Annotated in this window: 26 protein-coding genes and 1 pseudogene; 13 read left to right on the top strand and 14 right to left on the bottom strand. The window is 69.8% G+C overall.

Annotated elements, in window-relative coordinates:
• Window positions 1–7 precede the first annotated feature (7 nt).
• The 12 genes from ACIRVH_RS33775 (at window position 8) to ACIRVH_RS33720 (ending at window position 10,630) form a co-directional block, all read left to right on the top strand.
• Window positions 8–1,009 carry a hypothetical protein gene (locus ACIRVH_RS33775; protein ID WP_403961291.1) on the top strand — a complete coding sequence of 334 codons (1,002 nt, stop codon included), beginning with the start codon at window positions 8–10 and terminating at the stop codon, window positions 1,007–1,009.
• A gap of 12 nt (window positions 1,010–1,021) precedes the next feature.
• Complete coding sequence (locus tag ACIRVH_RS33770; RefSeq protein ID WP_403961752.1) at window positions 1,022–2,122, top strand: hypothetical protein; 1,101 nt, start codon at window positions 1,022–1,024, stop codon at window positions 2,120–2,122.
• A complete protein-coding gene (locus tag ACIRVH_RS33765) occupies window positions 2,122–2,976 on the top strand; it encodes a hypothetical protein (protein WP_403961288.1) in 855 nt (284 codons plus the stop codon). Before ACIRVH_RS33770 ends, ACIRVH_RS33765 begins: the two co-directional genes overlap by 1 nt.
• Before the next feature lie 14 nt (window positions 2,977–2,990).
• The gene (locus tag ACIRVH_RS33760) at window positions 2,991–4,826 is read left to right on the top strand and encodes a hypothetical protein (protein ID WP_403961285.1); all 1,836 of its coding nucleotides are present in this window, start codon (window positions 2,991–2,993) and stop codon (window positions 4,824–4,826) included.
• A gap of 68 nt (window positions 4,827–4,894) precedes the next feature.
• Window positions 4,895–5,824, top strand: a complete 930-nt coding sequence (locus ACIRVH_RS33755; protein WP_403961282.1) for an N-acetylmuramoyl-L-alanine amidase — start codon at window positions 4,895–4,897, stop codon at window positions 5,822–5,824.
• 25 nt (window positions 5,825–5,849) lie between these two features.
• The gene (locus ACIRVH_RS33750) at window positions 5,850–6,083 is read left to right on the top strand and encodes a hypothetical protein (protein ID WP_402037774.1); all 234 of its coding nucleotides are present in this window, start codon (window positions 5,850–5,852) and stop codon (window positions 6,081–6,083) included.
• On the top strand, window positions 6,080–6,403 hold the full coding sequence (locus ACIRVH_RS33745; RefSeq protein ID WP_403961279.1) for a hypothetical protein: 324 nt from the start codon (window positions 6,080–6,082) through the stop codon (window positions 6,401–6,403). Before ACIRVH_RS33750 ends, ACIRVH_RS33745 begins: the two co-directional genes overlap by 4 nt.
• 210 nt (window positions 6,404–6,613) lie before the next feature.
• Window positions 6,614–7,843 carry a helix-turn-helix domain-containing protein gene (locus tag ACIRVH_RS33740; protein ID WP_403961277.1) on the top strand — a complete coding sequence of 410 codons (1,230 nt, stop codon included), beginning with the start codon at window positions 6,614–6,616 and terminating at the stop codon, window positions 7,841–7,843.
• A 55-nt stretch (window positions 7,844–7,898) separates the two neighbouring features.
• Window positions 7,899–8,339 (top strand): hypothetical protein, encoded by a 441-nt coding sequence (locus tag ACIRVH_RS33735; RefSeq protein ID WP_403961274.1) that lies wholly within the window; start codon window positions 7,899–7,901, stop codon window positions 8,337–8,339.
• Window positions 8,340–8,416: 77 nt separating this feature from the next.
• Window positions 8,417–8,854, top strand: coding sequence for a hypothetical protein (locus ACIRVH_RS33730; protein WP_403961270.1), 438 nt, complete (start codon window positions 8,417–8,419; stop codon window positions 8,852–8,854).
• A 95-nt stretch (window positions 8,855–8,949) separates the two neighbouring features.
• Window positions 8,950–10,071 carry an adenosylhomocysteinase gene (locus ACIRVH_RS33725; protein WP_403961267.1) on the top strand — a complete coding sequence of 374 codons (1,122 nt, stop codon included), beginning with the start codon at window positions 8,950–8,952 and terminating at the stop codon, window positions 10,069–10,071.
• Between the two features lie 13 nt (window positions 10,072–10,084).
• On the top strand, window positions 10,085–10,630 hold the full coding sequence (locus ACIRVH_RS33720) for an NUDIX hydrolase (protein ID WP_403961749.1): 546 nt from the start codon (window positions 10,085–10,087) through the stop codon (window positions 10,628–10,630).
• Window positions 10,631–10,726: 96 nt separating this feature from the next.
• Here ACIRVH_RS33720 and ACIRVH_RS33715 read toward each other — a convergent pair.
• From ACIRVH_RS33715 to ACIRVH_RS33650, 14 genes and pseudogenes are all read right to left on the bottom strand, one after another.
• Window positions 10,727–11,791 (bottom strand): annotated as a pseudogene (locus tag ACIRVH_RS33715) (YifB family Mg chelatase-like AAA ATPase); the annotation flags it as partial.
• 1 nt (window position 11,792) lies between these two features.
• A complete protein-coding gene (locus tag ACIRVH_RS33710) occupies window positions 11,793–12,188 on the bottom strand; it encodes a YraN family protein (RefSeq protein ID WP_403961264.1) in 396 nt (131 codons plus the stop codon).
• 58 nt (window positions 12,189–12,246) lie between these two features.
• Window positions 12,247–12,555 (bottom strand): DUF2469 domain-containing protein, encoded by a 309-nt coding sequence (locus ACIRVH_RS33705; RefSeq protein WP_043444228.1) that lies wholly within the window; start codon window positions 12,553–12,555, stop codon window positions 12,247–12,249.
• Between the two features lie 56 nt (window positions 12,556–12,611).
• Window positions 12,612–13,136, bottom strand: a complete 525-nt coding sequence (locus tag ACIRVH_RS33700) for an NUDIX hydrolase (protein ID WP_403961259.1) — start codon at window positions 13,134–13,136, stop codon at window positions 12,612–12,614.
• On the bottom strand, window positions 13,126–13,908 hold the full coding sequence (lepB, locus tag ACIRVH_RS33695; protein WP_403961256.1) for a signal peptidase I: 783 nt from the start codon (window positions 13,906–13,908) through the stop codon (window positions 13,126–13,128). The genes ACIRVH_RS33700 and lepB (ACIRVH_RS33695) overlap by 11 nt, the downstream gene beginning before the upstream one ends.
• Before the next feature lie 65 nt (window positions 13,909–13,973).
• A complete protein-coding gene (lepB, locus tag ACIRVH_RS33690) occupies window positions 13,974–14,855 on the bottom strand; it encodes a signal peptidase I (RefSeq protein ID WP_403961253.1) in 882 nt (293 codons plus the stop codon).
• Entirely contained in the window at window positions 14,788–15,930 is a 1,143-nt protein-coding gene (gene lepB / locus ACIRVH_RS33685; protein ID WP_403961250.1) for a signal peptidase I, read from the bottom strand. The genes lepB (ACIRVH_RS33690) and lepB (ACIRVH_RS33685) overlap by 68 nt, the downstream gene beginning before the upstream one ends.
• Window positions 15,923–16,618 carry a signal peptidase I gene (lepB, locus tag ACIRVH_RS33680; protein WP_403961247.1) on the bottom strand — a complete coding sequence of 232 codons (696 nt, stop codon included), beginning with the start codon at window positions 16,616–16,618 and terminating at the stop codon, window positions 15,923–15,925. The genes lepB (ACIRVH_RS33685) and lepB (ACIRVH_RS33680) overlap by 8 nt, the downstream gene beginning before the upstream one ends.
• A 45-nt stretch (window positions 16,619–16,663) precedes the next feature.
• Window positions 16,664–17,014: a 50S ribosomal protein L19 gene (gene rplS / locus ACIRVH_RS33675; protein ID WP_403961245.1), complete on the bottom strand. Its 351-nt coding sequence runs from the start codon at window positions 17,012–17,014 to the stop codon at window positions 16,664–16,666.
• 133 nt (window positions 17,015–17,147) lie between these two features.
• The gene (gene trmD, locus ACIRVH_RS33670) at window positions 17,148–17,981 is read right to left on the bottom strand and encodes a tRNA (guanosine(37)-N1)-methyltransferase TrmD (protein WP_403961242.1); all 834 of its coding nucleotides are present in this window, start codon (window positions 17,979–17,981) and stop codon (window positions 17,148–17,150) included.
• A complete protein-coding gene (rimM, locus tag ACIRVH_RS33665) occupies window positions 17,981–18,523 on the bottom strand; it encodes a ribosome maturation factor RimM (protein ID WP_403961239.1) in 543 nt (180 codons plus the stop codon). Before rimM ends, trmD begins: the two co-directional genes overlap by 1 nt.
• 82 nt (window positions 18,524–18,605) lie before the next feature.
• Window positions 18,606–18,845 (bottom strand): RNA-binding protein, encoded by a 240-nt coding sequence (locus ACIRVH_RS33660; RefSeq protein WP_005479813.1) that lies wholly within the window; start codon window positions 18,843–18,845, stop codon window positions 18,606–18,608.
• A 5-nt stretch (window positions 18,846–18,850) separates the two neighbouring features.
• Window positions 18,851–19,270, bottom strand: a complete 420-nt coding sequence (gene rpsP, locus ACIRVH_RS33655) for a 30S ribosomal protein S16 (protein WP_023546467.1) — start codon at window positions 19,268–19,270, stop codon at window positions 18,851–18,853.
• Between the two features lie 299 nt (window positions 19,271–19,569).
• Window positions 19,570–20,172 (bottom strand): hypothetical protein, encoded by a 603-nt coding sequence (locus tag ACIRVH_RS33650; protein ID WP_145883433.1) that lies wholly within the window; start codon window positions 20,170–20,172, stop codon window positions 19,570–19,572.
• Window positions 20,173–20,694: 522 nt separating this feature from the next.
• On the opposite strand from ACIRVH_RS33650, the gene ACIRVH_RS33645 reads away from it, so the two are divergent.
• Window positions 20,695–21,555 (top strand): SAM-dependent methyltransferase, encoded by an 861-nt coding sequence (locus tag ACIRVH_RS33645; protein WP_403961235.1) that lies wholly within the window; start codon window positions 20,695–20,697, stop codon window positions 21,553–21,555.
• The last annotated feature ends 88 nt before the right edge of the window (window positions 21,556–21,643 follow it).

Here is a 21,643-nt window from a genome sequence, read left to right as displayed (position 1 = left end):
CGCCCGAATGACCGTGCGCGCCGCGTGGCTGCTCGCCGGACCCCCGGACGGACAGACCCGCACCGACACCCGCCTCGCCCCCCTCGGCACGTTCGCGCCCGAGGGTGAACTGACCACACGCGACGGAGTGATAGCCGGCGGCGCCCCGCTCCTGGCGACCGGCGCCGGCGCCATGCAGGTGCAGCTCGGCACCGGCCGCGCCCTGGTGCAGGGCACCACCGCACAAGGCGCCTACCCCGTGGCCGTGACCGTCCCCGAGACACTCACCGTGGGCGACGGAAACGCGCAGTACCCCCGTATCGACTCCATCGTGCTGCGCGTACGCGACGGCCTGTTCGACGCAACCGGGCAGACGTCCGTCGCCGTCGAGTTGGTCGACGGCACCCCGCAGCCATCCCCCGTCGAACCGAACCTGCCCCCGTCGTCCCTGCGCCTGTGGAACATCGCCGTCCCGGCCGGCGCGTCCGCCGGAACGGGCGGGATCAACTGGGGGTCGGCCCTCGCCGACCGGCGCCGATACACCGCCTCTTACGGCGGGATCATCCCGCGCGGGTGGGGAACGTCGTTCACCGGCGCCTACGACGGACAGTTCCGCGACGTCGACGGAGTCCTCGAACGCTGGAACGCCACCACGGCGAAGTGGACGACCTACCGCCCGCCGCGCGACGTCGAGGCAATCACCACCGGCGCCACCGCGGCGAGTGGGTACGGCGTCACGCAGTTCACCGCCCGCCGCGTCGGGGGCGTCTGTTCCCTCACGGTCGAGGTCACCCGCACCGGTACCGCGATCAGCGTTCCGGCCGGCGGGAACATCACCGACCAGACCGTCGCCACCATCCCCACCGGGTGGCGCCCCGTGTACGACGTCGAGGGCGCCGCGTCGGACGGGTACAGCGACGGGGGCGCCCGGATCGGCACCAACGGAACCGTGATCCTGCGGACGTGGGTACCGGGCGGATCCATCCAGAGCGGCCGGAACATCCGGATCAGTTCGTGCTACGTCCTGTGAGGGGGTCGCGTGATCTCCCCCGGGTACCGACTGCTGCTGTGTGACCTGCGTTCCGACCAGGTGCTCGACGCCCTGCCGGTGCAGGGTCTCAGCCTCGACGACTACATAGGCAAGTCCGGGGCCATGTCCGGCACCGTGCCGATACCCAATGCCGCCGTTGCCGCGCGGGCCCGGGCCGCCATCGTCCCGGGCCGTACGGCTGTATGGCTGGAGAGGGGCGCCGACATCTGGTGGGGCGGAGTCCTTTGGACGGCCGCCGTGCAGTCGGACAGCCGCGGCTTTCTCGGCGTACAGGTACAGGCCGGCACGTGGGACACCTACCTGTCACACCGGATGCTGTACGACACCCTGCAAACGACGACGCCGACCGATCAGTACGACATCGTCCGTGGCCTGGTCGACTACGTGCAGAACACCCCGGGCGGCGACATCGGTATCGAGTACCCGACCGACGTGTCGGGCACCCTGCGCGAGCGGAAGTTCTCCCGCTACGACCTGCCCGTCGTCCGGGACCTACTCGACCAACTCGGCGCCGTCGATGGCGGGTTCGAGTGGCGTATCGCGTCGTTCCGCGACGCCGACGGCCGCAGGGTCAAGCGGCTGCAACTCGGTTCGCCGACCATCCGTACCGGCTCCACCGACATCGTGCTCGACCATCCCGGGCCGGTCACCGCCTACACATGGCCCGTCGACGCCACCAAGCGCGCGAACGCGTGGCAGAGCAGGGGCGCGACGGACAACGAAAACCAGGCCGCCGAGAGCTTCCCCAAGACGTCCGCGTTGCAGCTCGCCGGGCAGGACATCGCCGATGGGTGGCCGCGCCTCGACGGGAGCAGCGACTACACCACGGTTACCGAGCAGGCGACCCTCGACGGGCACGCCGCCGCCGACCTTGTCGCCGCCCGGGCCGGGACCGTCGTCCCCGAGGTCACCCTCGACATGTCCCGTGCGCCAGTGTCCCCCGCCCTGCTCGGCGCAACCGTGCGCCTGCGCATCCGGGACCTGTGGCACCCCGAGACCCTCGACGCCCGGTACCGCGTCGTCGGTCTCGGCATCACCCCGCCCGAGCGAGGCCGGCCCGAGTCCGCCCGCTTGTATCTGGAGGCTCCGTAATGGCAGCAGTTCCGCAGGACATCCTCGACCGGATCCGCTCACTCGAACGGCAGGTACGCGAGCTCACCGGCCGCTCGCAGATGCGGCCGGCCCTCGACAAGATCCTGCACGGAGACATCACCATCGGCGAGGGCGGACAGCTCTTTGCCGAGACTCCCAGCGGGCAGCGCACGTTCATCGTCGGCCAGACCCCGCAAGGGGACTGGGGCGTCGGTATCGGCCGCGAAGACGGAACCGCGGCCCTAACCGTGGGCGACGACGACGCCACCGACCGGCAGATGATCCGCATGTGGAACCGCGACCGCGATTCCCGGCAGGTCATCGTCATGGATGACTACTACAGCGACCGATTCCTCGGCCGCCCGTGGCTTCCCTTCCCCATGTACCCGACCGCTAACTCGGCCATGGAGTCAACGACTTCATGGCAGTTCGCATGGGTCGGCCGAATGCCCGCGCAGAACGCTGTCGCCGTCCTGAACTTCTCCAGCATCGCCAGCGCCGGCGGACAGGTCCGTATCACCTACGTCGCCCCCGGCAACAGCGAGCGCGTCCTCGAAACGTGGACCCTGCCCACCAATACGTGGGTGACCAAGACGTTCACGGTGCCCCTCGACGACGCCGAGTGGGGCGACGCTGTCCTGTTCCAGATCGAGCACCGCAACAGCGCGAGCACCGGCGCCATTGAGACGCGCATGTTCAGCGCTTACACCCGCAACACCTTCACACCCGCCGAGGCCCCCGACCTGCCCGCCCGTACGGGCGCTGCTGCCGCTGCGCCGGCCGCGTCCGAGGCAGACCTCGCCACCACCCCCGAAGGCCCCGTCGAGCCCGGCCTGCGCCGCGTCGACGAGTAAGGAGAACCGCGCTCGTGCTGCCCGAGAACATCCCCACCGTCACCGTTACGGCGCGGTATCTCACCCCCGACGGCCGGCCGCTCTCCGGATCCGTGACCCTGCGCGCGCCGGCCGTCCTGACTTTCCCCGACTCCGACGTGATCCTCGGCGGGCCAGTCGTCGCCGCCCTCGACGCGACCGGCGCAATATCGGTAACGGTGCCCGCTACCGACGCCCCCGGCATGGACCCCGACGGGTGGGCGTACGTCGTCACGGAGCAGCTCGCCGGCGTGGCCTCGAACCGCTCGTATGCTGTTCTGCTCCCGGCCGTGCACCCTGACGTCGACCTCGCCGATATCGCGCCGACCGACCCAGGCAAGCCCAACTATGTTGCAGTCCGGGGCGACTCGGCGTACGAGGTAGCCGTCGAGCAGGGGTTCGTCGGCACCGTGCAGCAGTGGCTCGTATCCCTGGTCGGCAGAACCGGAGCCACAGGGGCGACCGGAGCACCCGGGGCAAAGGGAGACACAGGCGCGACGGGCACGACCGGAGCAGCTGGCGCGAAGGGAGACCCCGGAACGCCCGGCGCCCCGGGCGTCGTGCAGTCGGTCAACGGCAAGTCGCTGGCCGCTGTCGTACTCACCGCGGCCGACGTGAACGCCCTGCCCGAGTCCGGTCTCGTGGCCGGCGGAAACCTGCAACTCGACGCCGCCACCCTCGATTACCGAGGTCTGACGTTCAGCACGGCCGGCGTATCGCGTTGGATCTACCAGGTAGACAACGCCGCCGAGGCCGGCGCCGACGCCGGATCGAATTTCGAGCTTGCCAACTGGTCGGACAGCGGCGAATGGAAGTCCACCGTTCTGTTCGGCGAGCGGGCAACCGGCAACCTTGGCATCGGTACCGCGGCCGTCACCCCAGGGGCCAAGCTCACCGTTGCCGGACCGACCGCGTTCAAGAACACCGCGGCCCCCACCGCCAACCCGGCCGGCGCCGCCCTGATGTGGGCCGAAGCCGGCACCATCAAGGTTCGCCAGTCGGACGGAACCGTGTTCACCCTCGGCGCCGGGGGCGGCGCCGTGTCGTCCGTCAACACCAAGACGGGCGACGTTGTCCTCGCCGCGGCCGACGTCGGGGCCGCGACCGCCGCGCACACGCACACCGCCGCGCAGGTGGGCGCCCTCGCCACCACCGCCCGGGCCGCAGCGAACGGCGTTGCCTCGCTCGACGCGTCCACCAAGATCCCCATAGCGCAGCTCCCTGCCGCCGCCGGCCGGAACATGTGGACCCCGCAGGCACTCGGATTCCAAGCCTGGTCGGTTGACCCCGCTCACGTGGCCAACCCGACCACGGCACCGAAGGCCGCGGTAATCCAGCGGCTCTACATGTCCGGCGTCAACATCACCGAGTCGACGCAGGTAAACCGCGTGGTCATCTTCGCCCGCGGGTGGGCAGGATCCGCCGCCGTCCCGGCCGCACGGTTCTATGTCGGCATCTACAACGAAGCCGGGACGCGCGTTGCGACGTCTGGCCTGGTGTCGAGCGTCGCGGAAGCCGGACAGCTCACCGGAACCGCACCGGGCGCCGTCAACAACCACATCGGCGCCGTCCCGATCGCGCTCACCGCCACGGCGACGCTCGCCCCGGGCCGCTACTGGGCCGCGTTCCTCATGTCCGCCGGCGCCGCCACGGATTTCTACTACATGCACGTACAGAACGAGAGCCCCAGCGCCCCCGCCAACTTCTACATGGGGACGACCTTTCAGCGCGCATGGTGCCTGAACAGCCAAACGTCACTGCCCGCGACCGTGAATCAGGCAGTCGGCGAGGTCGGCCTAGACCCGGCCATCATGGCGCTCGCCATGGTCTGACCCTTCCCGCTTCCCCCGTACGCCCCGGCAGTCGCCGAGGGCGTTTTTCATGTCTGGAGACACCCACCATGGCACCACCGCTCACCGCATCCGCGTTCCTGTCCGCCCTGCGCGGCGAGGCCGTCGACGTCATCGAGGTCGGATCGTGGCGCACCCACAACCGAGCCGGGCACGGCGCATGGGGCCCCATGCAAGGCGTCATGATCCATCACACCGTCACATCGGGCACCGCCCACTCGGTCGCCATCTGCCGCGACGGGTACAGCTCGCTCCCGGGCCCGCTCTGTCACGGCGTCATCGACAAGGCCGGCCGCGTGCACCTTGTCGGGTACGGCCGCGCGAATCACGCCGGCCTCGGCGACGACGACGTGCTCGCCGCCGTCATCAACGAGCACGCCCTGCCAGCCGACAACGAGGCGAACACCGACGGGAACAGCAGGTTCTACGGTTTCGAGTGCATCAACCTGGGCGACAACGTCGACCCCTGGCCCGAGGCACAGGTCGAGGCCATCGCCCGCGCCGCGGCCGGCATCTGCCGCGCGCACGGGTGGGGCGCCGAGTCCGTCATCGGACACAGCGAGTGGCAGCCCGGCAAGGTCGACCCGCGCGGCCCGATCGGTAAGAAGGGCGGGCCCGCTCTCACCATGGCGCGCATCCGGGCCCGCGTCGCCGAGCTGCTCGACCAGAAGGCGCCGAGCAAGCCCTCGACCCCGAGCAAGCCGTCGACGCCGAAGCCGTACACCCCGCCGGCGTTCCCGGCCGGCCTCGCCCCGGGCAAGTCCAAGCCGTCCGCCCGCGTGTTGCAGCGCGTGCTCAAGACCTGCGGATTCATGCCGCAGAGCGTCGCGGAGTCCGACAACTACGGCCCGCAGACGCAGTCCGCCGTCGCCCGATTCCACAACGCCCACCCGTCCTACCGCAGCGCCGGCAAATCGTACGACCCGGCCATCGGCGCGAAGGGGTGGGCGTACCTGCACCGCACCGCGAACGCCAAGTGATCCCCCAACCGAAGGAGAAGCAACCGTGTCCACTGCTGCTAAGCGGACCATCCGCACCGTCATTCAGGGCGCCGTCGGCCTCGCCGTAGTCTTGCCCGCCATCGTCGACGCGTCCGGCGTTCCGGCCTCCCTCCCGTGGGTTGCCGGCGCCCTCGCCGTCGCGGGTGGCCTCGCCCGAGTGATGGCCCTGCCCGGCGTCGAGGCCCTGCTCGACCGCGTCGGCCTGGGCCTGGTCGACGAGGAGGCCCCGAGAACGTGAGCACCGGAATCCCCGGCGTCGACCTCGCCGTCGTCTGGTGTGGCGTCGCCGCCGCCGTGGGCGCCGCCCTGGGCCTGCTCTACCGAGCAACCCGGGGCGCCCGACGCCTCGCCGAGCGACTCGGCGACCTCGCCGACGACTGGCAGGGCACCCCATCCCGCCCCGGCGTCCCCGGGCGCCCGGGCGTCATGACCCGACTCGACGCCATCGAGCAGCAGCTCGCCGCCGTCGAACACGAACTGCACCCGAACAGTGGGGGCAGCCTGCGCGACGCCGTCGACCGCGTCGACGAGCGCACCCGCCGCACCCTCGACGAGTGACCCAGCCACACTGAGCAGCACGCGCCCCCGCCCGGCCTCGCGCCGGCGCGGGGGCGCCTTTGTCGTTTCCGGGTACTTCCTGACCTGTAGCACTCCACACGCACCGAGCACGCTCTGTACCGTCATGGGTATGAGCCCGACGGATGGAGCACCGATGCCTCGCCGAACGCTTGTAAGCCGCCGGCGCCTCGCCGCAAGGGGGGCGCGCTGATGCTGGAGGAAGCCGAGGAGATCGGCCGCCGCGCACGGCGTGCACGGCTCCGTCTCGGAATGCCGCAGGCAGACCTCGCCATCGCCCTGGGGAAGTCTCAGGGGTGGGTATCCAAGATGGAACGCGGCCTCATCGAACTGGACCGTGTCGGCCTGCTCAACCAGGTTGCCGCCGAGTTGCACGTGCACCCAAACGACCTCATCGGCCGGCCGTACAACAGTTCGCCAGACGAGAACCAATGGCAAGTGGCCGCGTCATCCATCCTGCGCGAACTGCGCCGATACGACCTCACCCCGGTCTTTGACGGCACCCCCCGGCCGTCAGGACAGCTCTGGCAGGAGACAACCCGACTGCACCGCCTGCGCGACGCAGCCGCGAACGTAGCCATCATTCAGGTACTTCCCGACCTGTTCCGCGAGACCCGCGCCCTCGCCGAAATTTCCACCGGCCACGAACGCGAGGAAGCGTTCGCCATCTACGCCGTGTGCTGCAAGTTCGCCCACACCTCCGCGCACGCCCTCGGACACCCCGAGTTGGTCGCCATGTCCTGCGAACGGGCCGCATGGTCCGCCCGCCTGTCTGGTGACTCCGTTATGCCGGCCATGGCGGACTGGATGCGCGTGTGGGACATGTGGGCCACCGCAGATTGGTCGGACGCAATCGCCCTCTCAGATCGAGCCATCGGCAGCGTTCAGCAGGAGTACGACCGAGGCGAGCCGCTCGCCGTTCGCGCGTGGGGATCTCTCCAACTCCGCGCGGCAGTCTCCGCAGCGAGGGGCGGACACACCGCAGAAGCCGAGGACCGCATCGAGCACGCGAAGACCGCCGCCGGCAGGTTGAACGAGCACGTCGGGCCCCCGATCTACGACCGGCATTCGCTCACGTTCTCAGCGGGCAACGTTCAAATTCACGCAATCAGCGTCGCCCTGGAGATGCGCGAGCAGCGCAAGGCACTGGCCATAAACCGGCGCACCTCCCGTGAACTGGTCGCAGCGCTCCCCAACTCCCGCCAGGGGCACCATCACATGGACCTCGCCCGCGCGTGGCTGTGGGACGGAAACCGCGACAAGGCATTGAAGGAACTGGAGACCGCCGAGCGCATCGCCCCTCAGCTCATCCGCAACCACCCCATCGCCCGGTCCACCCTGCGCAGCATCGTCTACGCCGAACGAGCGAGCACCCGCGAGAAGCTGCGCCGCATGTCAGACCGCTTTCACCTCGACGGATGAGGGTGATATTCCTCCGGTTCATATTCGGCCTGAAGCCCGCTCCTAGCTTCGAGGCATGGCCGAACGAACCTCGAAACAACTCCCCCCGCGTGGCGTCGAGTTAGGAACAGGCGCCCCGTTTCACCCGCGACTCGGCGACCTCGCGCTTGACCTTTCCAAGGGCGGGCAGATCGGGGTCGTCGTTGACCTGCCGAGCGACAGCGCGAAGTCGTACCACCTGCGCTTGCCGGGGGGCGGGGGTGACTGGCGTGCAAGAGCCGACGGCACCACCCTGCGCCCCGTGGCCGTACCGGTCACGCACGTCACCCCCCAACAGCGCGACGTCGTGTACGACGCCCGGGCGCAGCAGGCCGGCCTACCCGTCACGATGCACCACGAAGACGGGGGCACCTCCGAGTCAGTGCTCATCCTCACGCCGGCGCAAGTCGAGCTGTATCACATGCAACTCGAACAGCTCATCGAGCGCAGGGAGAACGCCCGGGAGCACGGGCGGTGACCGCGGCCGTCATGACACACCGACCGCCAACCCCTCCGCGCCCACTAAGGCACGCCGCCCTCGCGTTCCGCTGCGAAGTGACCGGACATGACCTGACTGGCTCCCGCGAAGTCATCCTCGCGTACTACCGGGCCACCTCCCCCCGCCTCGCCGCGCGATGGATGCGCGCCGAAGCGCAGCGCCTCGCCCGGCTGCTCACCCCGGAGCCAGCCGCCCCGTACCTGGGGTCGTTTCTACTGGTCGCCACCGGCCCGACCTGCCCGCGCCCCGACGCCGACCTGCTCGCATGGGCCAGCAACGACGAGCGATACGAGCACACCCTGCGCGTCCTCAGCGCCGGTAACACCTACCTGCTCAACGTCACGGACTACGACGCCCGTTACTCCGTGCGCGCCTACGCCCTGCCCACCCGCAGCAGAGCGTCACAGAACCCCGCTTCCGCCGGACGTCGCCCCTATGCCCCGGCGGAAGCGGGACGCCACCGCAAGCCGCGTCGGTGGCGCTTCACCTCATGAACTCCGCCCCCGCGCCGTCAACGGCTCCCCCCCTGGCGCGGGGGCGGCGCACCACCTGTCCAGAACCACCGCCCCAAGACCAGGGAAGTGAGTCCATGGAACAGTTTGAGCGCGCACGCCTCGACTCCTATTTCGCGCGAATCGCCGACACGTTCGCCCCGACCGAGCGGCCGTCATCCTTTCTGATCACGCACCTACTGCCCGAACGCCCATCGTTCGTGCGGGCAGTCGGGACCGGGACCAAACTGCGGGCCGTCCTGCCCAAGCCCAAGTCCATCGACCCCACCGCACGCCGGGAGATCGAGAAGACGACGCAGTGCGACACCCTGTCGCGCGAACTGTTCGAGGACGTCGACGCGGCCGTCGACTATGTCGAGTCGCGGGCCGCCGGCGAGGCCGTCGTACTGTGCGACGTGGGCGGGTACTTCGCACCCGTCCTCGACGCTCTGTGTGACCGCTTTTCCGGTCGAATCCTCGGCGTCGTCGAGGACACCGAGAACGGACACAAGCGGTACGCCGAGCGCGACAAGCTGCCCTGCCCCGTTGTCTCCGTTGCTCGCTCGCCGCTCAAAGACCCCGAGGACTTCCTCGTTGGTCAGTCGGTCGTGTTCTCCACCGAGGCACTCATGCGCAGCCGCGGCGACATCCTGCACGGCCGCCCCGCGCTCGTGATCGGATTCGGCAAGCTCGGATCCAGCATCGCCCGCCTGCTGCACGCGAAGGGCGTACAGGTCACCGTGCACGACGTTGACCCCGTTCGGCGGACACAAGCCCTGTCGCAGGGCTTCACGGTGGCACGCGACCGCGACGCCGCCCTGCACGGCGCCGGCCTGGTCCTGTGCGCAACGGGCGCCGTGTCCCTGCGCGGCGAGGACTTCTCATCCCTGCGGAACGGCGCCTACGTCGCAACGGTCACCAGCAGCGAGGACGAACTCGACCTCGCCGCACTGCCCGACGTCTACCAGCGGACGCCCAACGGCGAGCACGTGACCCGGTATCAGACCACGGGGCACTACTTCTACCTGCTCAACGGAGGCAACGCCGTCAACTTCCTGCACGGCGCCAGCGTGGGCCCCTTCATCTTCCTCGTGCAGGCCGAGATACTCGCGGGCGTCCGAATGCTGACCCGTGACGACCTCGGACACGGTATGCACGAGGTAGTCGCCGACGACCGGGCGACCATCGCGGCAACGTGGCTCAACTACTACAACCGATAGGAGACGGCACCCCATGCCGATCACGGCACAGCATGTACGCGAAACCCTCGACACCTACCTCGCCAACCACCCGGACGAGAAGGACAGCCTTTCCATCCTCTCCGAGGTGCTCGACGCGGCCGGCGACTCGATCGCCTCGCGCAAGGAGTTTCGCGGACACGTCACGGCCGGCGCCGTCCTGCTCCGCCCCGACGGGCGCGTGCTCACCATCGAACACCGCGCGCTCCGTAAGTGGCTGCTCCCTGGCGGACACGTCGAGGAAAGCGACACGACCCTGCTCGACGCCGCCCTGCGGGAACTGGCCGAAGAGACCGGCATCAGCCCGGACCAGGTCGAGCCGGACGGCCGGACACCGCTGCACGTCGACGCGCACCCGATTCCAGCGAACCCTGACAAGGGCGAGGACGCACACCAGCACTTCGACTTCCGGTACCTGTTCCGCACCGCGGCCGACACGATCGAGCTGCAAGAGGAAGAGGTGACGGCGTACTCCTGGCAGTACGCCGACATGCTGACGGCCGAACCCCTGCGCTCCCGGGTGATGGCCGCGCGCCTGTAACCCTGAGCACCACGACGGCCCCAGCGCCCCACCACGGGAGCGCCGGGGCCGTCGGCGTATCCGCGCCCTCCAAACGGGCGACAGGCCGCGAGAGGGCCTCATAGGGCCCGCGGCGACACCGCTTGTGCGCCTCACGGGCCCCACTAGGCCACCCAGCCCACTTGTTTTACAGGCCCTATCCAGGAACAGCACGCCCCGGTGGGCGAGGGAGACCGCGCCGGGCCGTGCGATGCCCGGGCCGCCGCCGACGAGTGACTGCATCGTGGCCGAGTGGTGCGGGGCGCAGTAGGGGGCGACGTCGATGAGCGGCTTGCCAGGAGGCAGCAGCCCGGCCACCGAGTGGACCGCGGTGACCTCCAGCGACTCCTCCCGGGTGAGCCGGGGAAGCACGGCGGGCAGGCGCTCGGCCAGCATGGTCTTGCCCGCACCCGGCGGGCCCTCCAGGAAGAGATGGTGTCCTCCGGCCGCGGCCACCTCCACGGCCGTGCGTGCGGAGGTCTGGCCCACGACATCGGCCAGGTCGTGGTCCTGTTCGTGCGGTGCGGCACCGACGCTGTGCATACCGGTGGCGGCGCCCGCGCCCGGCACCCGGAGGCCGGCCAGCAGGGGGTCCGGGCGTCCCTGGTCGTCCGGCTCCTCGGGCACGGGCTCGTCGGTCAGCACGGCGATCAGCTGCCGAAGGCTGCGGATGCCGAGCACCGACACGCCGGGCACGAGCGAGGCCTCGGCGGCGGCGCACTCCGGTACGACCACCTGTTCGTAGCCCGCGTCGGCGGCCGCGAGGACCGCGGGCAGGATGCCCCGTACCGGTCGCACCCGGCCGTCCAGTCCGAGTTCTCCGATCATGACGATGTCGGCGAGGACCCGGGGGTCGATGCGCTCGGCGGCGCCGAGCACCGCGCAGGCGACGGCCAGGTCGAATCCGGAGCCGGCCTTGGGCACGGACGCCGGGCTGAGTCCGACGGTGAGCTTCTTCTGCGGCCACTCGCCGCCCGAGTTCACCACCGCCGCCCGAACCCGGTCCCTGCTCTCCGTCAGGCTCTTGTCCGGGAGGCCCACCAGGGTGAAGGCGGCCACTCCTGGTTCCAGGTCGGCCTGGACCTCGACGACCACGCCCTCGACGCCGACCAGGGCCACGGAGCACGTACGGGCGAATCCCATCTCAGGCCACCCCCCGCGCGTGCTCGACGGACGGGGCTCCCCGGCGGGGCAGGAGAACGCCGATCAGGTCGATGCGGACGCCTCCGGGCGGGGCTCCTCCGTGGGTCTGGATCCAGCGTTCGGCCAGGGTCAGCAGCCGTTGTGCCTTCTCGGCCGTGACGGCGGCCATCGGGTGCTGGAAAGCGCCGCCCCTGCGTGTCTTCACCTCGCAGACGACCAGCGTGCTCCCGTCCCGGGCCACGATGTCGATCTCGCCGGACCGTCCGCAGCGCCAGTTGCGCTGCAGGATCGTCATCCCGGCCTCGGCCAGCCGCCGCGCGGCCAGATCCTCGCCGTACCTGCCGAGTCCACTGCGTGCCTTGCTCATGTCGGCACCACCTCCGGCGCCAACCGTCACGCATCCCGTCCGGAGAAGTGGATCTTGGTGGACTACTCGGCGGTTGTGGAAAACTCCGTCACCCGCCCGGGAGCTCCAGGTCGCTCTTGTTCAGCTCCTCGATGTTCACGTCCTTGAACGTGAGGACGCGGACCTGCTTCACGAAACGGGCCGGCCGATACATGTCCCAGACCCAGGCGTCCGCCATCGACACCTCGAAGAACACCTCGCCCTGGACCGAGTGCACCTGCATCTCGTAGTCGTTCGTGAGGTAGAAGCGTCGCTCGGTCTCGATCACGAATTTGAACAGACCGACGACGTCTCGATACTCCCGGTAGAGCTTCAGCTCCATCTCGGTCTCGTACTTCTCGAGGTCCTCGGCGCTCATGGCATGTTCCCCTTCAGCCGTGCGATCCCACCATTGTGCGCCAGTCCGACGAGCCTTCAGACGATTTCCGTGTCAAGGGTCACGGGCCTGGCCGGGGGACCTTCGTCGAGCAGCGTGCGCAGCAGCTCGGCGAGTCTGGTCGGATACACCGTCTCATGTGCCCGGGTCAGTTCCTGACACGTCCACCAGCGCGCTCCGGCGACGCTGCGCCGCTCAAGATCCGTCAGGCCCTGGGCTTCGGTCTCCGTCTGGGTCGTACGGGCCAGGTAGTACCACTCGTCCTGGTCCCAGCGGCGGCCCGCGAACGGGAAGGAGCACTGCCTGCGCCACAGCACGGGACCGAGTTCGACGTCGGTGATGCCGGTCTCCTCGGCGAGTTCCCTGAGCGCCGCCTCCTCGCGCGTCTCGGTGCCCTCCAGGCCGCCGCCGGGGGTGAACCACCAGTCGTCGGCCGGGTCCTCCGGCTCATGGCCGTGCAGCAGGAGGATGCGGTCCTGGGGGTCGAGCAGGACCACCCGGGCGACCTTGCGCAGACCGCCCTCGTAGGTGTCCTCGCCGGTCCGCACGGTGTCAGCGGGCACCGGCGGGCTCCGCGCCGGTACGGCTGCGGGAGCGGCCCAGCCGCTTGGCGATCGGGCCGTAGGCACCGCCGCCGAGCACCAGTACGGCCCCGGCGACGATCATGAATTCGATGGTCCGGACCGGGCCCGGCTGGGAGAGGGTGCCCAGGGTCTCGAAGCCGCTGGGGCGCTTGAGCATGCCCTTCATGGGCCAGACGACGGAGTCGACACGGGCGACGACGGCGTCCTGGGACACGGTGCCCTTGGCGGCGTCGGTGAGGTGGGCGGTGGAGTCCAGGGAGCCCTGGCGTTCGTCGCCGAGGAGGAAGAGCCGGCCCTTGGGGACGGTCACGGTCGGGATGTTCTGGGTCTCGGCCAGGCTGCCGGCGGGCAGGTACGGCTCGTCGATCTGCTTGCCGTTGACGGTGAGCTTGCCGTTCGTGCAGCAGGAGACGGTGTCGCCGCCGACCGCGACGACCCGCTTGACCACGTTGGCGTTGGTGACCCAGCTCTTGTCGCGGAAGACGACCACGTCACCGCGCCGGACGTCGCTGCCGTCGACGCGCTGGGCCAGCACCCGGTCGCCGATGGCGATCGTCGGGCTCATCGAGCTGGTGGGCACGGTGTACGGCCGGTAGACCAGCGCCGCCCAGCCGAAGCCCGCCAGGAACAGCACCAGGCCCAGCGCCATGGCCGCCCCGGACAACCGGTTCCCGATCCGGCTGCCGCCGGCCTGTGCCGTGCCTGTGCCCGCGCTGCGCGGGGCCGTACGCGTCGTGCTCTCGCCACCCATGGACCCGCACCCTACCCGGCAGTACCGAGCAGGGGCAGCCCCTCTTTCGCGGCGTGAGCCACTGCTTACCGCTTCTTGGACTCCGGGCGGTCCGACCGCCTGCGCCGCCACACGACCACCGGCAGGACCGCGGCCACCGCGACACCCTCGGGCGCCACCGACAGGGACGCCGAGGCGGCGGACTTCTGGTCCAGGCCCTGGTCGAAGGTGTCCGGGACCGGCAGGGTGCCCCAGCGGTTGATCGGCCAGGCCTTGACGATGGCGCGGCCGACGACCTTGTCGACGGGGACCATGCCGTGGTTCTTGTCGGACTGGTTGTAGCGGGAGTCACGGGAGTTCTGGCGGTGGTCGCCCATCACCCAGATGTAGCCCTTGGGGACCGTCACCTTGAACTGGCCGCCCTGGTCGTCCTGGCTGCACGGCGTGTTGCCGGGGTAGACGTACGGCTCGTTCAGCGCCTTGCCGTTGACCGTCAGCGGGCCGGTGCCCTTGCACTGGATGGTGTCGCCGCCGACCCCGATCACGCGCTTGATCAGGTCCTTCTCCTCCGCGGACGGCATCAGGCCGATCCAGCTGAGCACCTTCTGCACCGCGTTCGGGTTGGGCGCCGGCTCACCCGCCAGCCAGTTGTCCGGGTCGTGGAAGACGACGACCTCGCCGCGATCGGGCTCGGAGCCGAACCACGGGGTGAGCTTGTCGACCAGGACGCGGTCACCCTGCTGGAGGGTGTTCTGCATCGAGTCGGACGGGATCGAGAACGCCTGCACCAGGAACGTCTTGATCAGCAGCGCCAGTACCAGCGCGATGCCGATCAGGATCGGCAGCTCCTTCCAGAAGGAGCGCGGCTTCTTCGGCGGGCGTGCGGCCTCGTCCGTACCGTCACTCTCGGTCCGAGGCTGCCGATCCTCGGGCGTGCCGTCGTCGGCCGCCGAGAACTCGGAGGTCACGGAGCCGTCCGGAGCCGGGACGTTCCCGTCCACGGGGTGACCGCGGTGCTCCTCGCCGTCGTGTCCCGACCGTGCGCCAACCGCCACATCCCCCACGCCAACTCCTTACTCTGTGCCGCCGCCTGCGCCATCCACGGTGCAGGCCCACCACTCCCATAACGAGCGGGAGTTCCGCAGGGGTCGGGAGTCGGGTCAATGCGTTCGGATCGTCGGAGGCAACCCTATGCGACGGCGGAGGGGCCGCGGACGACCCCGACACGGAGTTGGAAACGCTTGCGAAGGTTTTAGGTTCGTCGAGGCTGGTCCAGTGCCCGACGGGCCAGCCGATGACCATGGCGCGGCCGACCACGGAGTCCTCGGAGACCGTGCCGCCGTACGAGGTGTTCTGGTGGGCGCGGGAGTCCGCGGAGTTGTCCCGGTGGTCGCCCATCACCCACAGACGGCCCTTGGGCACGGTGATGTCGAAGGGCGTGGAGGAGGGCGAGTTGCCCGGGTACAGGTAGTCGGCTTCGGTCAGCGGAACGCCGTTGACGGTGACCCGGCCCTGCGCGTCACAGCACTTGACGTGGTCGCCGCCGACCCCGATGACCCGTTTGATCAGGTCCTTCTCGTTGTCCGAGGGCAGCAGGCCGATGAAGGTGAGGCCCTCCTTGAACTGCTTGACGACGACCGGGTCGTGCTTCTTGACGGTCTGCTCGTCGGCCAGCCAGCCGCCCGGGTCGTGGAAGACGACGACGTCCCCGCGCTGCGGCTTGGAGCCGAACCACGGGGTGAACTTGTCGACCAGGACGCGGTCGCCGATCCGGATCGTCTGCTCCATGGAGCCCGACGGGATCACGAACGCCTGGACGAGGAAGGTCTTCAGGACCAGCGCTATGAGGACGGCGACACCGACCAGAAGGGGGATCTCCCGAACAGCTGACCGCCTGCGCTTGCGCTTCACCTTGCGCTGGAGCTTGCGCCGCTCCGCGCGCGTGCGGCCACCGCCCGGCGCGGAGGTGCGCCGCGAGCCGGTGGGCAGCAGGTCGTCGGCGGGCGTGCCGGGCACCCCGCGCGGTTTTCCGCGGTTACCCATGCGCACCGTCCGGAGCGGGCACGCGCGCGTAGGCGGACGGCCGCGTCAGGTGCGTCCAGTGGGCGTACGGCCAGGCGATCCAGTCGGCCCGGCCGATGACGTCGCCGACGGGGATCATGCCGCCGCCGGGCGAGCCGAGGTGGTCGCGGGAGTCGCTGGAGTCGCTGCGGTGGTCCCCGAGGACGAACAGGCGGCCCGCGGGCACGACGACGTCGAAGGGGACGGAGGACGGGGTGTCCCCGGGATAGAGGAACGCCGTCTCGTCGACCGGCCGGCCGTTCACCTCGAGCCTCCCCTCCTTGTCGCAGCAGACCACATGGTCTCCCCCCACCCCTACAACGCGTTTGATGTAGTCGGCGTCGCCGAAATACCCGGTCCCGTCGAAGACAACCACGTCACCGCGGCGTGGCTCGGCACCGAAACGGTACGCCAACTTATTTACGAGAACGCGGTCGCCGATCCTCAATCCCTGTTCCATGGATCCGCTCGGAATCTGGAACGGTTGCGCCACGAAAGCGTTGAGGAGCAGCAAAAACGCCAGGCAGGCGAAGAGGGTGAGGGTGATCCTGCCGCCCGGCAGCCACTCGGCGAGCCGCGACACCAACGCGAAACGCGACCGGCCCTCCAGCCCCGGAGTACCGGGGTGGGAGGAGCGGTCGCGTTCCGTCGGCTGTGCTTCGGTGTCCATCGGAGCCAGATGCTATCCGGCCCCGCTGTGACCCCGGGAAAGCGCTCAGTTGTCGCGCTTCTCCTTGATCTTCGCGGCCTTGCCGCGCAGGTCACGGAGGTAGTACAGCTTGGCGCGACGCACGTCACCACGGGTGACGAGCTCGATCTTCTCGACGATCGGGGTGTGCACCGGGAAGGTGCGCTCGACGCCGACGGAGAACGAGACCTTGCGGACCGTGAAGGTCTCGCGGACACCGGCGCCCTGGCGACGGATCACAACGCCCTTGAACTGCTGCACACGGGAGCGGTTGCCCTCGATGACGCGGACGTGGACGTTGACGGTGTCACCCGGGCGGAAGGCCGGGATGTCGCTGCGCAGCGACGCGGCGTCGACGGAGTCGAGCAGGTGAGACATTTCGTCTGCTTTCTTCGCTGATGCCACAGGTCATCAACGGGAGCTAGGTGTTTGCATGAAGCCGTGTGCGGTCGGACGGGCGTCGTGTCCCCCTGTGGCAGGGGCGCACGCCGGACGGACGCACAACAGCGGTCTATTCTTCCACGCCCTCGGCCCGGCGCCAAAATCGGCCGTACGGCTCCCCGTCCGGGTCGGGTTCCCAGCCCAGGATGGAGAGCATCTCGCGGTCCTTCTTGTCGAAGGCCTTGGGGTCGCAGCGCTCGATCAGGTCGGGCCGGTTGGCCGTCGTGCGCTTCAGCGCCTCGTCGCGGCGCCAGCGGGCGATCTTGCCGTGGTGGCCGCTGAGCAGCACCTCCGGGATGTCCCGGCCGCGCCAGACGGGCGGCTTGGTGTGGACGGGGCCTTCCAGGAGGTTGGCCATCGCTCCGGGCGCGAAGGAGTCGTCCCGGTGGGACTCGGCGTTGCCGAGGACGCCGGGCAGCAGCCGGGCCACGGCCTCCGTGACGACCAGGACGGCCGCCTCGCCGCCGGCGAGCACGTAGTCGCCGATGGAGACCTCGTAGACGGGCATCCGGGTGGCGTACTCGTCCATGACGCGCCGGTCGATGCCCTCGTAGCGGGCCGGGGTGAAGATCAGCCAGGGGCGCTCGGAGAGTTCGACCGCGAGTTCCTGGGTGAAGGGGCGGCCGCTCGGGGTGGGCACGATCAGCGCGGGAGCCTGGGCGCCGGTCTCGTAGCCGTCGGCGAGGACCGTGTCGAGGGCGTCGCCCCAGGGGTCGGTCTTCATGACCATGCCTGGGCCGCCGCCGTACGGGGTGTCGTCGACGGTGTTGTGCCGGTCGTACGCCCAGGACCGCAGGTCGTGCACGTGCACGTTGAGCTGTCCGCGCGCGCGTGCCTTGCCGACCAGGGAGACGTTCAGCGGCTCCAGGTACTCGGGGAAGATCGTGACGACGTCGAGGCGCATCAGGACTCGTCCCGGGTCGAGTCGATCACCGCGCGGTCGTCGATCAGGCCCGGCGGAGGGGCGATGACCGCCTTCTGCTCCTCCAGGTCGATCTCGGTGACGATCTCCTCCACGAAGGGGATCATCACCTCGCTGCCGTCCGGGCGCTCCACGATGAAGAGGTCCTGGGAGGGCAGGTGCGAGATCTCGGTGATCCGGCCGACCTCCGTGCCGTCCTCGGTGACCACGTCGAGGTCGATGAGCTGGTGGTCGTAGTACTCGTCCTCGTCCTCGGGGAGCACCTCGGGGTCGATCTCGGCGATCAGCAGGGTGTTGCGCAGGGCCTCGGCGGCACTGCGGTCGCTGACGCCCTCGAAGCGCAGGAGCAGGCGGCCGCTGTGGACACGGCCGGTGGCGATGGTGAGGGGCCCGGTGGAGGCCGGGTCGGTGGCCAGAACGGCGCCCGGGGCGAGCCGCAGCTCCGGCTCGTCGGTACGTACCTCGACGGTGACCTCGCCCTTGATGCCGTGGGCGCGGCCGATCCGCGCGACTACCAGCTGCACGTGTACAGATCTCCTGTCATACGACTGCGGGCCGGGGACGGCCCAATGGCCCTCCCCGGCCCGAGCCGGTTGCGATGAAGCGTCAGCGGACGTGGTCCACGTCGACGAGGTCGACGCGGACACCGCGGCCGCCGATGGCGCCCACGACGGTACGCAGAGCGCGCGCGGTACGACCGTTGCGGCCGATCACCTTGCCGAGGTCGTCGGGGTGGACCCGGACCTCCAGCACGCGCCCGCGGCGCAGGTCGCGCGAGGCGACCTGCACATCGTCAGGGTTGTCGACGATGCCCTTCACGAGGTGCTCAAGCGCCTCTTCGAGCATGCTGCTCAGGCCTCGGTCGACTCGGACTCGGCAGCGGCCTCGTCCTTCTTCTCAGCCTTCTTCTTCTGGGTGATCGCCTCACCCTTGCCCTCGTCGTCACCGCCGAGAGCCTCGAACGACGGACGGGCCGGCTTCGGCTCGGCGACGAGCAGCGGCGCAGGAGCCGGCTCACCCTTGAACTTCTGCCAGTCGCCGGTCTTCTTCAGGATGGCGAGGACGGGCTCGGTCGGCTGCGCGCCGACACCCAGCCAGTACGCCACGCGGTCGGCGTCCACCTCGATGACCGACGGGTTGTAGGTCGGGTGGTACTTGCCGATCTCCTCGATCGCACGGCCGTCACGGCGGGTGCGGGAGTCGGCGACGACGATGCGGTAGTGAGGCGAACGGATCTTGCCCAGACGCTTCAGCTTGATCTTGACTGCCACGGGAGTGGATTCTCCTGGTTTTGACGTGGTTGGGCACGGCGAGCTGCCGCGTGGGGTTGCGGTACCCGAATGCCCGATGGACGCGTCAGCCGGAGGAGAGAGGGGTCCTGTGCGGCTGTCGAGTACAGCTAGCTATTGTGCCATACCCCGCGGGTCGCTTCCGGCCGAGGGTGCTGGGGTGCGGCTGGGCACGGGTCAGCGGCACCCGGCGTGGAGGTGAGATCACGTCGGGTGCGCCGCCCGGTGCTGTGAAGTTGTCGTGCGCGAGCGGAATGCGGCTGCCACGAGCAGTCGCAGTCTCAGCTCGCCGCTGCCCCCACGATCTCCGGGATGCGGAACGGCTTGCCGCAGCCGCCGCACACGATGGGGGCCTGGGCCAGAACCGACGGGACCACCCGGACGTTGCGCCCGCAGTCGCAGACGGCCTTCACGCGGACGCCGCCGCCCGAGGAGCCGTGCCGGGCTGCCGGACCGCGGAAGGTGCGGGAGGTGTCGGCGGAGGTGGCCACCGTATGGGCCTTCAGTGCGCGCTGGAGCCGCTCGATGGTCGGGCGGTAGCGGCGCTTGGCCTCGGGGTTGAGCGTGACCAGGGAGAAGCCGCTGCTGGGATGCGGTTCCTCGGGGTGGTCCAGGCCCAGTTCCTCGGCGATCGCGAGGAATCTGCGGTTGTGGTAGCGGCCGGCCCGGGAGGTGTCGCGTACGCCGCGGGCTGCGGCGATGCCGTGGACTGCCTCATGGAGCAGTCGCTCGAAGGAGAGTTCGTGACCGCACGCGGACGACGACTCCCCGATCAGGGACTCTGGCGCGGCAAGGTCCGGCAGCTCGGGGTGGTACCGCTGAATGTCGGCCCACGCCTGCGCCAGCTCTGCGGCGAGAACAGGTGGTGTCTGTGTCGTGCTCACGTAATGACAACGAGCGGGGGTGCCGCTGTGTTCCTATTCCGGGCCATCCCAAATAATTTGCACTTACCCGTCAGTTGGCACTGATGCGTCCTGACGAGGGCGGGTGCGCTGATCTGCGGAGAAGCCGCACAGCTCATACCAAGCCGGTGCGTAGTCTGACGTACGAACCACCGTGTAGCGGCGCGACGACGGTGGGCGGCGGATGCGCAAGACGTGTTTCGGTCGCTCTCGCACGAGGCCGTCACCTCAGTCAGCGTCCGCGACGCCCGTGACGTTACCGGGCCCAAGCGCGCCCCCGGCCACCGGCCCGCCCCGGGCGAGTGGACACCGTACGGTCACCCAGATTGCGTGGATGTGAAATCTCGCCACACTCGGCACCTGCCCCCAAGCAGGGCCCCACGACCCCTGGACGGCACCGCGAGCCGGGAGTTACCTGGCATACGTGGATAGTGCGAGCGCACGGCACGGGGGCCACGCAATCGGGCACTGCGGCGAACTGTCGGCGGAATGGGGCGCTTACCTATGACACCTACGCTCGTGCGGGAACACCTGTCTCATCCGGGCTCCGTACCGCCCCGGGTGAACCTGTGCGCACGCGCGCGTGACTGGTCCGAGATCCAGGAGCGGATGCTGGTGCCGCTCTACGAGACCGTCTACGAGCGACTTGAAGTGGGCCCTGCCACGAGGCTGCTGGGCCTGCGCTGCGGTTCCGGGCTCGCCCTGCTGATGGCGGCCTCCAGAGGGGCCGCGGTCACCGGTGTCGACTCCTCCCCCGAGCGGCTCGCCCTCGCACGCGAGCGCCTGCTGCCGGACGATCCGCGCGGCACGCGCGCGCGTGCCCGCACGCGACTCGTCGAGGGTGCTCCCGAGGACGCGGCCGACGCGGAGACGCCCGCGTACACCCTGGTGACCGTCTTCGAGCCGATCGGCTGTCTGGCGGGCGACTCCGAGGGGCTCGGCGAGCTGCTGGCGGCCGCGCTGCCGTCGGCCGGGCACGGCGCGGCCGTGGTGCTGGCCGGCTGGGGCCCGCCGGAGCGCTGCGCGACCTCGTCGGTGCTGCGGGTGGCGACGAAGCTGGCCGATCCCCTGCGCAGTGCGGGCAGCTGGCGCCCCGCCCGGCGCGACGATCTGGAGGAGGTCGCCCAGCGGGCCGGTCTGAAGCCGGACGGCTCGGGGCGGGTGGCCTGCCCGTTCGGGTACGCCGACCTCGACAGCGCCGTACGCGGTCTGTTGTCGACGGGCCTGTTCGACGCGGCGGTCGCGGCGACCGACCGCAAGCAGGTGGACAAGGAGCTGACGGAGGCGCTGCATCCGTACCGGCGCCCGGACGGCACCGTGTGGATGCCGAACGTCTTCCGTTACCTGATCGCCCGCGTGCCCTAGGTGTATTGATCACGAGCGTTGTTGACACTGGCTGGGCTTGATCATGGCGAAGACCTCCGGTGTGGTGGAGCTGTCTAGGAACACACCG

Source organism: Streptomyces sp. NPDC101165 (genome assembly GCF_044768135.1).
In the GTDB taxonomy this organism is placed as follows: domain Bacteria; phylum Actinomycetota; class Actinomycetes; order Streptomycetales; family Streptomycetaceae; genus Streptomyces.
This window is presented reverse-complemented; position numbering and strand designations above follow the sequence as displayed.

Bases quoted from the DNA above. Each gene is read 5' to 3' on its own strand.
- ACIRVH_RS33775 (WP_403961291.1), top strand. From the start codon at position 8: ATGACCGTGCGCGCCGCGTGGCTGCTCGCCGGACCCCCGGACGGACAG.
- ACIRVH_RS33765 (WP_403961288.1), top strand. From the start codon at position 2,122: ATGGCAGCAGTTCCGCAGGACATCCTCGACCGGATCCGCTCACTCGAA.
- ACIRVH_RS33755 (WP_403961282.1), top strand. From the start codon at position 4,895: ATGGCACCACCGCTCACCGCATCCGCGTTCCTGTCCGCCCTGCGCGGC.
- ACIRVH_RS33740 (WP_403961277.1), top strand. From the start codon at position 6,614: ATGCTGGAGGAAGCCGAGGAGATCGGCCGCCGCGCACGGCGTGCACGG.
- ACIRVH_RS33735 (WP_403961274.1), top strand. From the start codon at position 7,899: ATGGCCGAACGAACCTCGAAACAACTCCCCCCGCGTGGCGTCGAGTTA.
- ACIRVH_RS33725 (WP_403961267.1), top strand. From the start codon at position 8,950: ATGGAACAGTTTGAGCGCGCACGCCTCGACTCCTATTTCGCGCGAATC.
- ACIRVH_RS33720 (WP_403961749.1), top strand. From the start codon at position 10,085: ATGCCGATCACGGCACAGCATGTACGCGAAACCCTCGACACCTACCTC.
- ACIRVH_RS33705 (WP_043444228.1), bottom strand. From the start codon at position 12,555: ATGAGCGCCGAGGACCTCGAGAAGTACGAGACCGAGATGGAGCTGAAG.
- lepB (WP_403961256.1), bottom strand. From the start codon at position 13,908: ATGGGTGGCGAGAGCACGACGCGTACGGCCCCGCGCAGCGCGGGCACA.
- lepB (WP_403961250.1), bottom strand. From the start codon at position 15,930: ATGGGTAACCGCGGAAAACCGCGCGGGGTGCCCGGCACGCCCGCCGAC.
- lepB (WP_403961247.1), bottom strand. From the start codon at position 16,618: ATGGACACCGAAGCACAGCCGACGGAACGCGACCGCTCCTCCCACCCC.
- rplS (WP_403961245.1), bottom strand. From the start codon at position 17,014: ATGTCTCACCTGCTCGACTCCGTCGACGCCGCGTCGCTGCGCAGCGAC.
- trmD (WP_403961242.1), bottom strand. From the start codon at position 17,981: ATGCGCCTCGACGTCGTCACGATCTTCCCCGAGTACCTGGAGCCGCTG.
- ACIRVH_RS33660 (WP_005479813.1), bottom strand. From the start codon at position 18,845: ATGCTCGAAGAGGCGCTTGAGCACCTCGTGAAGGGCATCGTCGACAAC.
- ACIRVH_RS33645 (WP_403961235.1), top strand. From the start codon at position 20,695: ATGACACCTACGCTCGTGCGGGAACACCTGTCTCATCCGGGCTCCGTA.